10 protein-coding genes are annotated in these 14,178 nt (G+C 47.9%); 7 read left to right on the forward strand and 3 right to left on the reverse strand.

The window, feature by feature from the left end:
- Positions 1-190 precede the first annotated feature (190 nt).
- The 3 genes from F4V51_RS12785 to F4V51_RS12795 all read left to right on the forward strand — a co-directional run bounded on the left by F4V51_RS12785 (position 191) and on the right by F4V51_RS12795 (position 5,429).
- Entirely contained in the window at positions 191-2,260 is a 2,070-nt protein-coding gene (locus F4V51_RS12785; protein WP_153978242.1) for a bifunctional aldolase/short-chain dehydrogenase, read from the forward strand.
- Positions 2,261-2,277: 17 nt separating this feature from the next.
- Positions 2,278-3,549, forward strand: coding sequence for an L-rhamnose isomerase (gene rhaA / locus F4V51_RS12790; protein WP_153978243.1), 1,272 nt, complete (start codon positions 2,278-2,280; stop codon positions 3,547-3,549).
- A gap of 206 nt (positions 3,550-3,755) precedes the next feature.
- The gene (locus F4V51_RS12795; RefSeq protein WP_153978244.1) at positions 3,756-5,429 is read left to right on the forward strand and encodes a ribonuclease J; all 1,674 of its coding nucleotides are present in this window, start codon (positions 3,756-3,758) and stop codon (positions 5,427-5,429) included.
- A 123-nt stretch (positions 5,430-5,552) separates the two neighbouring features.
- On the opposite strand, the gene F4V51_RS12800 is transcribed toward F4V51_RS12795, so the two are convergent.
- The gene (locus tag F4V51_RS12800) at positions 5,553-6,632 is read right to left on the reverse strand and encodes a bifunctional 3-deoxy-7-phosphoheptulonate synthase/chorismate mutase (protein WP_153978245.1); all 1,080 of its coding nucleotides are present in this window, start codon (positions 6,630-6,632) and stop codon (positions 5,553-5,555) included.
- Positions 6,633-7,190: 558 nt separating this feature from the next.
- On the opposite strand from F4V51_RS12800, the gene F4V51_RS12805 reads away from it, so the two are divergent.
- The 3 genes from F4V51_RS12805 to F4V51_RS12815 all read left to right on the forward strand — a co-directional run bounded on the left by F4V51_RS12805 (position 7,191) and on the right by F4V51_RS12815 (position 11,807).
- The gene (locus F4V51_RS12805; protein WP_153978246.1) at positions 7,191-8,180 is read left to right on the forward strand and encodes a LacI family DNA-binding transcriptional regulator; all 990 of its coding nucleotides are present in this window, start codon (positions 7,191-7,193) and stop codon (positions 8,178-8,180) included.
- A gap of 160 nt (positions 8,181-8,340) precedes the next feature.
- Positions 8,341-9,816, forward strand: coding sequence for a glycoside hydrolase family 32 protein (locus F4V51_RS12810; protein WP_153978247.1), 1,476 nt, complete (start codon positions 8,341-8,343; stop codon positions 9,814-9,816).
- A 26-nt stretch (positions 9,817-9,842) separates the two neighbouring features.
- Positions 9,843-11,807, forward strand: coding sequence for a sucrose-specific PTS transporter subunit IIBC (locus tag F4V51_RS12815; protein ID WP_153978248.1), 1,965 nt, complete (start codon positions 9,843-9,845; stop codon positions 11,805-11,807).
- A gap of 88 nt (positions 11,808-11,895) precedes the next feature.
- On the opposite strand, the gene F4V51_RS12820 is transcribed toward F4V51_RS12815, so the two are convergent.
- Positions 11,896-12,273: a hypothetical protein gene (locus tag F4V51_RS12820; protein ID WP_153978249.1), complete on the reverse strand. Its 378-nt coding sequence runs from the start codon at positions 12,271-12,273 to the stop codon at positions 11,896-11,898.
- Between the two features lie 493 nt (positions 12,274-12,766).
- On the opposite strand from F4V51_RS12820, the gene F4V51_RS12825 reads away from it, so the two are divergent.
- Positions 12,767-13,156, forward strand: a complete 390-nt coding sequence (locus tag F4V51_RS12825) for a hypothetical protein (protein ID WP_153978250.1) — start codon at positions 12,767-12,769, stop codon at positions 13,154-13,156.
- Between the two features lie 71 nt (positions 13,157-13,227).
- Here the strand turns inward: F4V51_RS12825 and F4V51_RS12830 are convergent, their stop codons facing one another.
- Complete coding sequence (locus F4V51_RS12830; RefSeq protein ID WP_095358352.1) at positions 13,228-14,127, reverse strand: manganese catalase family protein; 900 nt, start codon at positions 14,125-14,127, stop codon at positions 13,228-13,230.
- Positions 14,128-14,178 lie beyond the last annotated feature (51 nt).

The following is a 14,178-nucleotide window of genomic DNA, read 5'->3' on the forward strand; positions in this document are numbered from 1 at the left end:
CTCTATTGGTTTTTCTCTGCATTCTTGACACTCTGACGGCATCGTCAGGGTGTCTTTTAATTCAACGCATTAGCAGGGAGTTTGATCTTTTGATTATTTCCGTTTATATTTAAAATCTTTTGTTTTCAAAACAAAACAAAGATGTTAAACTCTGATTAGGAATAAAACAAACATTATCGGAGGGAAATGAATGGTACAGAGTTTATGGAATTCTTCACAGGCATCTGAGCAAACGACGGGACTTGAGCAGCTGGTTTACCGATCCAATCTGATTGGTGCAGACCGGAGTGTATGCAACATTTATGGTGGAAATACGTCTACCAAAACAACAGTGAAGGATTTTCGTGGACGTGATGTAGAAGTCATGTACGTGAAAGGAAGCGGCTCCGATCTGGGCTCGATGCAAGCGAAGCATTTTACAGGCCTGGCTCTGGAAGACATTCGTCCCCTGATTGAACGTGAATCGATGACGGATGAAGAGATGGTTGAATATTTGGGTCATTGCATGATCGATTCCAAGCACCCGCGTGCCTCGATCGAGACCTTGCTGCATGCCTTTCTTCCATACAACCATGTGGACCACACGCATCCGGATGCGATTATCAGTCTATGTTGTGCCGATAACGGGAAAGAGTTGGCGAGAGAGATTTATGGAGATCGGTTTGTGTGGGTCCCGTATGTTCGCCCAGGATTTACGTTATCCAAGATGATTGCTGAAAGCGTATTCGCGAATCCGAATGCGGAACTGGTTCTGATGGAGAAGCACGGACTCGTCACTTGGGGAGAGACATCCGAGGAATGTTACGCCCAAACAATCAAGATTATCAATGAGGCGGAAGCGTTCATTGAAGCTCGTGTGGATGAAGGTAGTTTGTTTGGTGGCGTTAAACATCCGGCACTTGCTGCGGAAGTACGGCGTGAGATTGTAGCCAAAATCATGCCAACGCTTCGCGGTGCCGTATCGGATAGCAAAAAAATGATTCTGTCCTATGACGATCAGGATGATGTACTTGCTTTTGTCGGTGGAGCCAATTCACCAGAGCTGTCACAGGTGGGAGCTGCTTGCCCGGATCATTTGGTACATACCAAAGTCGTTCCGTTATTCATCGACTGGACGCCGGATGCTGAGGATATTGATGGTCTGAAAACGAAGCTGACCGAAGGCGTAGCTGCATATAAAGAGCAGTACAAACAGTATTTTGAAAGCAACAAAAACGAAGGCGATGTCATGTTCGAAGCAGCCCCTCGCGTTATTCTCATCCCCGGTGTGGGTATGATCAACACAGGCAAGAGCTGGGCATTATCCCAAGTAAGCGGAGCACTGTATCACCGTGCGATTGCCGTTATGCGGGGCGCGACGAGCCTGGGTAAATTCGTATCGCTAAGTGCAAATGAGTCCTACAATGTAGAATACTGGCCGCTTGAATTGTATAAATTGTCCCTTGCACCGGCTGAAACCGAATTTTCCCGGAAAGTGGCGTTTATTACAGGGGGGGCCGGCGGAATTGGCAGCGAGACTGCACGCAGGCTGGTATCCGAGGGGGCACACGTCGTTCTGGCAGACCTGAACCTGGAAGGCGCTCAAAAAGTAGCCCAGGAAATCAATGACCAATATGGTGCGAATCGCGCATATGCACTAAAAATGGATGTAACGGATGAGCAAGCCGTACAATCGGCGTACGCTGAAGTGGCTGTGCAATATGGCGGTGTGGACATTATCGTTAACAATGCGGGTCTTGCCACATCGAGTCCATTTGACGAAACCTCCCTGAAGGAATGGAACCTCAACATGAATGTGCTGGGTACCGGATATTTCCTCGTTGCCCGAGAAGCGTTCAAGCTGATGAAACAGCAGGGAATTGGCGGCAGTATGGTCTTCATCGGGTCCAAAAACTCGGTCTATGCCGGTAAAAGTGCATCGGCTTACAGCTCGGCAAAAGCGCTTGAAGCTCACCTTGCACGCTGTATTGCAGCTGAAGGCGGCGAATATGGTATTCGTGTCAATACGATACTCCCTGACGCGATTCTGCAAGGGTCTGCGATCTGGAATGGTTCCTGGAGAAACGAACGTGCGGCAGCGTATGGGATTGAGCCCGATCAGCTGGAAGAGTACTATCGCAAGCGTACGACACTGCTCGTGAATATTTATCCAAAAGATATTGCGGAAGGTATTGCCTTCTTTGCTTCTTCCAAATCCGAGAAAACAACCGGATGCATGATGACCATCGATGGCGGTGTACCTGCAGCATTTACACGTTAAGAGGAGGGTTTCTGCGAATGGATAACCAAGTCAAGCAAGCGTATGAAGCAGCCAAATTGTTATATACCCAGCATGGAATTGATACGGATGAGGTATTGGAGAAGCTTGCAGAGATTAAGGTATCTGTGCATTGCTGGCAAGGTGATGATGTGAAAGGCTTTTTGAACCAGGATGGAGAGTTGACGGGAGGCATCTCCGTTACAGGTCAATATCCGGGAGCAGCAACCACTCCTGCAGAACTTCGGGCAGATCTGGAACAAGCCTTTTCGCTAATTCCAGGCAAGCATAAGGTTAATCTGCATGCAATCTATACCGATACGGATGAAAAAGTGGAGCTGGACCAGATCGAGCCCAAGCATTATGAGAAATGGGTGCAATGGGCCAAGGAGCAGGGGCTGGGTCTCGATTTTAACCCGACGTGCTTTTCCCATGAGAAATCTAGCGACGGATTCACACTGAGTCATCCTGATCCGGAGATTCGCCAGTTCTGGATTGATCACTGCAAGGCGTCTCGGCGCATCGGTGCTTATTTTGGCGAGCAATTGGGCCAGACATGCGTAACAAACGTTTGGGTTCCGGACGGGTTCAAGGATAATCCGGTTGATCGCATGACACCACGCAAACGTCTTAAGGATTCGTTGGATGAAGTATTTGCAGAGAAGCTTGATCCGAAGCATAATCTGGACGCGGTTGAGAGTAAACTGTTCGGCCTTGGTTCGGAAGCGTACGTGGTTGGATCACACGAATTCTATATGGGATACGGATTGCAAAATGATACCCTGATCTGCCTGGACGCAGGCCACTTCCATCCCACGGAGGTCATCTCCAACAAGCTGTCTTCCCTTGCGCTGTTTACTAGTGGCATTCTGCTGCATGTGAGCCGTCCAATGCGTTGGGATAGTGACCATGTCGTCATTATGGACGATGAGCTGTTGGAAATCGCACGGGAGCTTGTTCGTCACGACCTGCTGTCAACGACGCATGTGGGCCTCGATTTCTTTGATGCCAGCATCAATCGCGTAGCTGCCTGGGTTGTCGGTACACGCAACACGATCAAGGCTTTGCTGCGCGCCATGCTGGAACCGGTGGATGCACTTAAAGCCGCTGAACTGCAAGGTGATTATACGGTACGGTTGGCGCTGACTGAAGAATTCAAATCCTATCCATTTGGTGCCATCTGGGATTATTATTGTGCACAGCAGGGAGTGCCAGTTCGCGAGAAATGGATCTCCGAGATCAAAACCTATGAAGAAAATGTTTTGCTGCAGCGTGGTAAATCGCTTGTTTAACTTGTTCTTATAAAGGAATTTTGTATTGCTTATTTCATCCTAAACAGATCAAAGCCCGCCGTGGAGCCAGCGTTCCATTGCGGGCTTTTTGGCGTGCAACATTCAAGATGCATAAGTGAACCGAGAAACAACATACTACAAATACATAAACAGGCATATAGAATAGCCCAGCTACTGCAGCAAAGCGAAAAGGAGGATGCTCTAAATTGAATCTAGCCCACAATAAGTTGTATGTCGCTGCTCTTGGCGGCGTAAACGAAATTGGTAAGAACATGTATATTATTCAGTACAACAAGGATATTATCGTCATCGATTGTGGTTCCAAATTTCCGGATGAGACCTTGCCGGGCATCGATCTGATTATTCCGGACGTTTCTTACTTGCTGGAGAATCTGGATCAGGTGAGAGCCCTTGTGGTTACTCATGGACACGAAGATCACATTGGGGGCATACCCTATTTTCTGAAACAAATGAATATCCCCGTATATGCATCCAGGCTAACCCGAGGGTTGATTGAACTGAAACTGAAAGAGCATAACATGCTGCGGACGGCAGATCTTCATACCATCGATGCTCATTCCACTGTAAAGCTGGGGGAAATCGACGTTTCCTTTTTTGCAACGAGCCACAGCATCCCGGACTGCCTGGGCGTTTTCTTCCGTACACCTGGTGGAAATGTGGTACATACCGGCGATTTCAAGTTCGATATGTCACCTGTGAATGGTCCTTATCCTGATCTATATCGAATGGCTGAGATTGGTAAACAGGGGGTTCATCTGCTGCTGTCCGAAAGTACGAATGCTGAACGGCCTGGATTTACACCCTCGGAGCGAGTTGTAGGTGATCGCATTCTGGATGCATTTATTCGAGCGAGGCAAAAAATATTTATCTCCACCTTCGCTTCCAATGTCAGCCGGGTGCAGCAAATTGTGAATGCCACCTTTGAGACCGGTCGCAAACTGGCCTTGCTGGGCAGAAGCATGGTTAACGTTGTGTCGGTTGCCAGTGAACTGGGATACCTTGATGTTCCTGATGGCTTGCTGATTGAAGCGATCGATGTAGATCAGTTTCCTCCTGAACAAGTCGTTATTCTCTGTACGGGAAGCCAAGGTGAACCTATGGCTGCGCTGTCACGGCTCGCAACAGGTAAGCACCCTCATGTTAGAGTGGCAGCAGGTGACACTGTCATTATTGCGGCAGGAGCAATTCCGGGCAACGAACGCAATTTAGCCCACGTTATTGATAACCTGTATGTACTGGGAGCAAGAGTGTTATATGGTTCGAGCGGGTCCGGGGGCATGCATGTGTCGGGACATGGCAGTCAGGAAGAGCTGAAGCTGATGCTGACACTGATGAAGCCGGATTATCTGGTGCCCATCCACGGCGAATTCCGCATGCTGTACCAGCACAGATTACTGGCTGAATCGGTTGGCATAGACCCGGATCACGTATTCATCGTTAATAATGGTGACATGATTCAGTACAAGGATGGCGTAGCATCACCGGGTCCCAAAATCGCTTCGGGCAACAGTCTGGTTGACGGCTTGATTATGGGGGATGTAGGTAATATTGTGCTTCGGGATCGCAGACAGCTATCTTCAGACGGTATGCTTGTCATTGTGACGACTCTTAGCAAAACGGAGAAGCAAATGGTCACGTCTCCAGAGATCATTTCCAGAGGATTTGTGTTTGTGAAAGACTCGGAGGAATTTATGAAGGAGATTCACGGCCTGGTACTGTCCAGAATGGAAGAATTGACCGGAGCCGGAGTGAACCAATGGAATGTCATCAAAAGAAAGCTTAAGGACGAGATCGGACATTACATTTATGCCCAGACCAAACGAAGACCGATGATCCTGCCTATTATCATAGAGGTATGAAAAATGGTTAGAATAAGATAGAAGCCTGAGGAATGCTCATTCATATTTAATGAATAGGCAGCTCCTTCAGGCTTTTTGCTTTTATTTACTTTGAAAAATTCTGTTCATTTTCTTCCGTGATCATTAATCCTTTAATAAACCGGATTGTCTCACAGAGGAGAGAAACTGATGGAATTGTTCGATGTTCAGCTGCTGCGCACTATCAGATAGTGCGACCGCTGGATTCGGATGCACTTCCACCATAACACCGTCGGCACCTGCCGCCAGAGCAGCCTTGGCGCATGGAGCCAGAATATCTTTGCGTCCGGTAGAGTGGGTTACATCCACCAGAACGGGAAGATGGGTTTCCTGTTTTAGAATAGGCACGGCAGAGATATCAAGGGTATTGCGTGTAGCTTTTTCATAAGTGCGAATCCCTCGTTCAATCAGCATGACTTGTTTATTACCACGGGACACGACATATTCCGCAGCATGCACGAATTCATCAATGGTTGCTGCCAACCCTCGTTTAAGTAAGATCGGAATGCGAGCGTCGCCCGCTGCTTTGAGCAACTCAAAGTTTTGCATGTTTCGGGCACCGATCTGGATCACATCGATGTAATCCGCTGCCAGCTCGATATGGGCTGGATGCACAATCTCACTGATCGTTTGGAGACCGAACTCGTCAGCCACTTCCTTCAGAATTTTCAGCCCTTCAATCCCTAATCCCTGAAAATCATATGGGGAGGTACGTGGTTTAAACGCACCGCCGCGCATCACCGAAATCCCGGCTTCTTTCAAGGCCTTGGCAACCTCCCGGACTTGCTCGTAACTCTCGACGGAACAAGGTCCGGCAATCATGATTGGTTTGCCCGCGCCAACCTGAATGTCGCCAATGGAGACGATCGTATCCTCCTGCTGGTTTTTACGGCTAACGAGAAGCTGTTTTTTGTGTTCGTCGACCTGCAAATGCAGGGAAGCCTGAAAGATCTGCTTGAACAGCAGCTTGATGGCATCATCATGGAAAGGCCCAGGATTGGCTGCCGTCAATTCTTCCAGCATTTCTTTCTCACGAACGGGGTCAAACTTGGGAACGCCCTGTTTTTCCTTGATCTGACCGATTTCCTGTGTGATTTGCGCCCGCTCGGATAATAAGTGAAGCAGATCATGATTAATCTCATTCAATCGACTTCGTAATTGTTCCAAGGTGTTGTTCTCGTCCATTTACAACCACTCCTCCGTTACGTTGGATATGAATTCATTTTATTGAAAAACAAAAAAAGCCCTTCATCCGCAAGGGACGAAGAAGCCGTGGTACCACCCTAATTAGAAACGGTTCAGCCTGAATGAAGGCATGCCGAATCTCACTTTGACCTTTTAACGCAAGGAACGGATTGTCCTAGAAGCTGACTCTTGAAGAAGCCGCTTTTCAGCAATCGGCTCGGGAGTGAACTTCGGCGGATGGTTGTCTCGGGTGCTCTCAGTCTTTGGCACCACGTCCCTGTAATCAACGCCAGATTCCGCTTACTCTTTCCGTCATAGCCTGTATATTGTTTATTGACCTGTAATTGTTTATTGATATGTTAATATTCCATCGTGCACGATATGAATTGAAGTTATACTAGCATGTACACCTTCTGCATGCAATGAATTGAAGTGATGCCGCACATCAATAACGCTGTACTGCAGCACAATGATATTCGCCACAACGACATCAACCAAGTATAATAAGAAGGGTGCATTATCCATTTTCATTTTAAGCTGTACACAAGAGGAGTAACTATGAACAAGACCATTTCTGATATCGCTCAACTGGCCGGCGTGGCCAAAAGCACCGTTTCCCGTTTTCTTAATGGCGGTTCGGTCAGTGAAGATACACGCCAGAAGATTGAGCGCATTATCAAGCAATATAATTACGTACCGAACACCTTTGCACAGAGCCTCAAAGCGAAGAAAACCAGTATTATCGGAACAGTCGTCCCCCGGCTGGACTCATTTGCAACTTCACAGACGCTTATCGGCATAGATGAGGAATTAAGAACCAATCAGTACCAGATGTTGATTGCCAACACAAGCCAGGATATGCACCGTGAGATCGACGCCATTTATGATTTTGCAAGGCAAAAGGTATCCGGCATTATTCTGCTTGCGGCTGAAGTGACTGAAGCACATCTGAAGGCAGTAGAAGAGATTGGCATTCCGGTGTTATTGGTGGGACAACAGCATGAACGTCTGCATAGTCTGGTTCACAACGATGACCAGGCCGGATACGATATGGGCAAATACGTGGTGGAGAAGGGGCATCGCCAGATTGTATATATTGGAGTAACGGAGAGGGACCAGGCCGTCGGTATACATCGCAGACAGGGATTTCAGCGTGCCATCGCCGAATATGGCGGGGGCGGTTGTGATGTTACGTACTATGAGACAAGCTTCAAAATGTCCGAAGCGATCGTTACAGCAGAGGCCATTCTTCGGGACAATAAGCCGAGCATCATTGTAGGTGCCACGGATAACATCGCCCTTGGTGTAATGAAGACTGCTTTCTCTAACAAGATTCGAATACCTCATGAATTGTCGGTCGCCGGATTTGGCGGATACGATATCACGGAAATGATTCATCCGGCGCTGACAACAGTGAAATTTCATTATTTGCAGGCCGGCAAACTGGCTGCAAGCCATATGATTCGTCAGGTTACAGGTGAGCCGGTAGAGAAGCAAACTATACTTGATGTGGAATTGATTCCCCGAGAAAGCGTTGACAACGTATAAACTTATCCTTTATGATAATTCCATCGAACCGGTTCCATTCGTTTGAGATATTCGAATTGGAATAATGGTTTTGGCTGTATGCCGTGGAATTATTTTTTTAGTTGTGTTGGAACCGGTTCCTCTTTGATGAAATATTTTAGGCAAGGTTAGGAGATATGTTATGAAAATGACCAGAGAGCAGCGCTACCGATTCATTGAGCAGGCGGAAGAAGGAGAGATTGAGAAGCTGAAAGCATTGATTTCTGCTTGCTCGTGGAGACAATCCTATCACATTCAACCTGTTACGGGCTTGCTGAATGATCCTAACGGATTTTCATATTACCAAGGGCACTATCATCTTTTCTATCAGTGGTTTCCCCTGGGAACAGAGCACGGAATGAAATATTGGTATCATGTTCGCTCGACAGATCTGGTGAACTGGGAGCAGGTGGGCATCGGCATCCGTCCGGGTGATCCATTCGATTCGCATGGGGCTTACTCGGGGAGTGCCATTGTTAAGGATGACAAGCTGCACCTGCTCTATACAGGCAACACCAGGGATGAAGCATGGATCAGACATCCGTATCAATGCTTGGCGGTCATGGATGAAAGCGGTTCAGTTGTGAAAGCCGACCAGCCGGTTATATCGTCAGTACCGTCCGGGTACACAGAGCATTTCAGGGACCCGAAGGTTTGGCAGGATGGGGATACCTTTTATTGTGTAATCGGAGCACAGCGGACAGACATGACAGGATGCGCGGTGTTGTACCGATCATCCAACCTCACGGCGTGGGAGTTTCTGGGTGAGATCCAGACACATCTCTCCCAATTCGGCTATATGTGGGAGTGTCCAGATTACTTTGAGATGAATGGCAGAGGCGTGCTTCTTTTTTCACCGCAGGGTCTCGAAGGTGAAGGGGATTTGTACAACAACATTTTTCAGTCAGGTTTCCTGATGGGTGAGCCATTGAATCTACAGACGAGAGAGTTTGATCATGATTCTTTTGAGGAATTGGATCGCGGGTTCGATTTCTATGCGCCACAATCGATGGAAGCGCCGGACGGAAGACGCATATTGATTGGATGGATGGGACTTCCGGATGTGGAGTATCCAACCGATGCGAGCGGGTGGGCCCATTGCCTTACGATTTCGCGCCAGTTGTCCCTGAAAGGCAGCAAACTCATTCAGCAGCCTGTTGATGAGATGAAGAAGCTGCGTCAACAATCTGAGGGACACCGTTATCAAACGACACTGGAGAACAGATCTGAAAGTGTTCCTGCATTCAACGGCACTGCCTATGAGCTGGAATGTGAAATCAGTCATTTTGATGCTGAACGATTCGGGATTGAATTTCGAACAGGCGGTGAAGAAAAGACCGTTTTGCAATACGACCGTCTCCAGCAAAAGTTGATACTGGACCGAACCTCATCAGGTGCTCCAATGGGGGGCATGAATGGCACGGTACGCCAGTGCGCGCTGAATGGAGATCGGATCAAGCTACAACTGTTTGTAGATACGTCATCGGTTGAAATCTTTGTCAATGATGGGGAAGAGGTATTCACAAGCCGAATTTTCCCAAGCCCCGAAAGTACGGGAATTCGCTTTTTTGCGAGTGGAGGCAAGGCTGAGTTCAAAGCAACCAAATGGGATTACTAGATATCAGGTGAGGGGAATGAATTACCATGTCGGAGAATCAACAAATAGCCAAGGAAGTCATTCAAGCCATTGGGGGCAAAGATAACATCGCATCATTTGCCCACTGCGCGACACGTCTTCGTATTATGGTGAATGACAAAGAGAAAATCGATCAGAAGCAGGTCGAGAATATAGACAAGGTCAAGGGTGCCTTTTTCAATTCCGGACAGTATCAGATTATTTTTGGGACAGGTACCGTGAACCGGATCTTTGAAGAGGTCGAGAAGCTCGGAATCGAAGGGACCTCCAAGGAAGACGTGAAGAATCAGGGGAAAAAGGAAGGCAACGCATTCCAACGGGCAATCCGCACGTTCGGAGATGTGTTCGTACCTATTATTCCTGTACTGGTGGCTACAGGGTTGTTCATGGGGCTGCGCGGACTGCTTACCCAGAATGAAATTCTGTCCTTGTTCGGTGCAACCCCTGAGGACATTTCGCCCAATTTCCTGTTGTTTACGCAGGTTCTGACGGACACGGCATTCGCATTCCTGCCTGCACTCGTGGCCTGGTCTGCATTCCGTGTATTTGGCGGCAGTCCTGTGCTCGGGATTGTACTTGGACTAATGCTTGTCAATCCGGCACTGCCGAATGCTTATGCTGTGGCAGATGGATCGGCTCAAGCACTGCACATGTTCGGGTTTATACCCGTTGTAGGCTATCAGGGGTCCGTTTTACCTGCATTTTTCGTGGGACTTATTGGAGCGAAGTTTGAAAAATTTCTGAGAAGACGTGTGCCGGAGGCGCTGGACTTGATCCTCACGCCTTTTATCACACTGACGGTGATGATCACATTGGGACTCTTTGCCATCGGTCCCGTCTTTCATTCGCTTGAAGAGTGGGTGCTGCATGGAACGACAGCTGTTCTGGACCTTCCATTCGGTATTGCCGGAATTATTATTGGTTTCTTCAATCAGATTATTGTCGTTACTGGTGTACATCATATCTTCAACTTCTTGGAAATCCAGCTGCTGGAGAAAACCGGTTATAATCCGTTCAACGCCATCGTAACTTCGGCAATGGCTGCACAAGGAGCGGCTTGTTTGGCGGTAGGATTAAAAACAAAGAATACAAAACTCAAGGCACTGGCGCTGCCATCGTCCTTATCCGCTTTTCTCGGGATTAGCGAACCTGCCATTTTTGGGGTAAACCTGCGCTTCATGAAACCGTTCATTATGGGACTAATTGGTGGCGGAGTCGGTGGTTTTCTCGCATCCTTGTTCCATCTGAAGGGTACAGGTATGGCCGTAACGGTGATTCCAGGTACATTGTTGTATCTGAACAGTCAGCTGCCTCTGTACATTCTTGTGAATGTGGTTGCTGTGGGTGTGGCCTTTGCGTTAACCTGGTTCTTCGGTTACAAGGATGAACCACTTGCTGTAGAGGAGACAACGAAGAGTGGAAATGAGAGTGATGCATCGGCTGTCCAAACCGCAGGTATGGATGATCGTATGAATCAAACAGCGGTACATCGGCCTAAAGTGGAAATGTTGGAAATTGCTTCGCCGATGACTGGTACAGCGGTAGCTTTGGCCAACGTACCTGATCCTGCATTTTCAGAGAAACATATGGGTGAGGGGATTGCTATTGAGCCTACGGAGGGTAAGGTGTTCGCACCTTTTGATGGCATCGTAGCCCATGTCATGAACAAGAGCAAACATGCTGTCATTCTGGAGCATGAGAGTGGTCTGCAGATGCTTGTTCACGTTGGAATCAATACCGTTGGTCTAAAGGGAGAGGGCTTTACCGCTCATGTCCAAAGCGGAGATGCAGTCACCGCTGGCCAATTATTGATTGAGTTTGACATGTACGCCATTCAGGCGGCGGGGCTGCCACTCATCACTCCCGTTCTCATCCCGAACGGAAATGAAATCATAGAAGAAGTGCAGACGGCCAAGATTGGCAGCGTACAGGCGAATGGGGACAACATCCTTGTCGTGAAGTTTAAACAATAATGAACAAAGCAGGCAGAGAGAGCTGATGAATTTGACCAGACTCATTGCCTGCTTTTTTTTTTGCTATTCATACAACGTAACAAGTGTATTAAAACGAATAATAGGTGAGCGCATATTCCATCAAAAAGGCACGCACCTGTTCCTGGCTCATAGGCAAATTCCTGCCATTCTCCAGATTGATGATCAGATTGTCCAGGCATTTTAGAAGAAAATGAGCACGGACCTCTCCCCACAGACTTTGGTGCTCGGTGATGTAGTGGATAGCTTGCTTCGGTTCCAACCCTTTTAACCCTGCGAATACCGAAGCCCATTTGACCAGATCGGCGGGCTCTGAACCTCGCGGTACATCAAATTCTGCAAATCCGTGAATGCCTCCACATGAAATTTTGAACAATCCGCAGTAGCCACCTGAATGTTCAAGCGGGAGTAACGGCAGCTTTCGCATATCGTACCGAATGATTTCCATGGAAGTAATCTTCGTTTCATGGTTTATTGTTATTTGATTTATGAGTTCACAACTCGGAAACACGCCACCAACCTCCATCGAATGAATGCGACTTAATGTTCTTCAACCTTTGGTTTATGTTACGGCTGAGTGACGATGAAGTAAAATGTTGGGGATCTTTTATTTACCGCATTTAAGTGCTTCCGGGTAGACATTTCCGTGATGTAAGCGATTAAATCGGGATCAGTCTGCTATTTTTGCTGATTACATCCGTTTATTTCATTGGCTTGTTTCCTCCACGGTAAATTGAAGCTAGATGAAGCCAGGAGTAGATTTTGGCTAAAATGAACTTGAGTTTCGCCAGAATTGGTTGATTTACGCAGTAAATCGTTCCCTTACGGCCTTGCAGCCCTGCAAGTACAGGACTATGATTCGCTCATACCGTGCCAGAGGATATTTATTCTTGCTGGCTTGGAGACGAAGGTGAGGGAGTACGATGGTGGAAGACGCTGTTATGTTAGTTTCAACGGGACAGAGCTCAGCTGGAATGGAGTTTGTTCGTTTATTGCTGAAGCGGGGAATGGATGTAATCGTGCTTGTCCACAATGCAGAAGAGGAACAGCAGCTGACTGAATTGATCGGTAAAATCTCTGTGCATCGCCTCTATCCCACTGATTCGGCAGACAAGACGCCCGTTGCTATAGATTGTGCGGTGAAACATGCCTTTGTATTTGAAAGAAATCTGCCAGTGTGCTGTCAGGACATTCAATTATGCCATAGCTGGTGCCCGCAGCGGCTTTATGTAGTTACAAGCAGCCTGAATCCGGTGCAGCTGGTATACCGCGGGTTGGGAGCCTCATATGTCATACACAGCCGAAGCGGTGATATATCGTTTGTTTTATGATGGGACGGTCATGCAAAAATAACAAGCGGTGATCTCGAATAATGAGATGACCGCTTGACATATGTTCAGCACTACAATCCTGCTTGGCGCTTCAGCCGTTCTGCAATCTGTAACAGATCTTCCGCAGAGACGCCAGGGGCGAATTCTTCCGGCAGGTCCGGCAGATCGGGAATAGCACCACTGTGTCCGGGCAGTCCTGCAAATGCCTCCAGTTTTCCGCCATCTGTCGGATGTGTGCCTTTCCAGATCTGGGCGATATTCTGGTAGTCCTTGTCACTAAAGGTGTATAGCCTGCGATGTTCGCCCATGGCTTCCCATTTCCGGGTCGTGTCAAACACCTTATTGTCCAGGCGGGGAATAGGGAACATCTTGGTCACATCAACCCCGGTTGCAATCTGCAGCGCTTTGGCATAGGCAAGAATATGTACGCCACCACGGACGAGCAAATAACCGGTCATCTCTCTCGCAGTTGGATGATCCGTCATCTCGTACACTCTCATCTTGTGAGTACGCGCACCGCATTCGAGGAAAAAATTATGCAGCAGGTCGAAGATCAGATTGCCGCTGTTCACGACATAGGAGCCATTCCAGGGTCTGCCCATGGAATCAAAAGGAAGCGCGGTCTGAGCCGATTCAATGAAATGGGAAGTAATACGAGCATCCTTGCCTGCACGAAGCGGGGTAGTATCAGGGTCTCCCGGAGCAGTAGTGCCAACCAGCATCAGATTAATGGTATTGGCGACAAGCTCCACATGACCGAATTCTTCAGCCGTAATACTTGCCACAATGTCATAAAAGGCACGCAGCTTTTTTTTGCCCCGGAAGTTGAAGGACTGAAACATATAGTTGTTTAACGTGGACATTTCGCCGAACTTTCCACCAAGCAGTTCCTGGACTGCGCTTGCTCCATTGGGGTCCGGGTTATTGGAGATCGGCAGTTCAATTGCAAGGCGGTCTACCCGTTTAAACATGATTTTGCCTCCTCAAGCCAAATTACTGTAAAGGTATGAGGCATGACTTGT

It is taken from the genome of Paenibacillus xylanilyticus, assembly GCF_009664365.1.
Taxonomy (GTDB): domain Bacteria; phylum Bacillota; class Bacilli; order Paenibacillales; family Paenibacillaceae; genus Paenibacillus; species Paenibacillus xylanilyticus_A.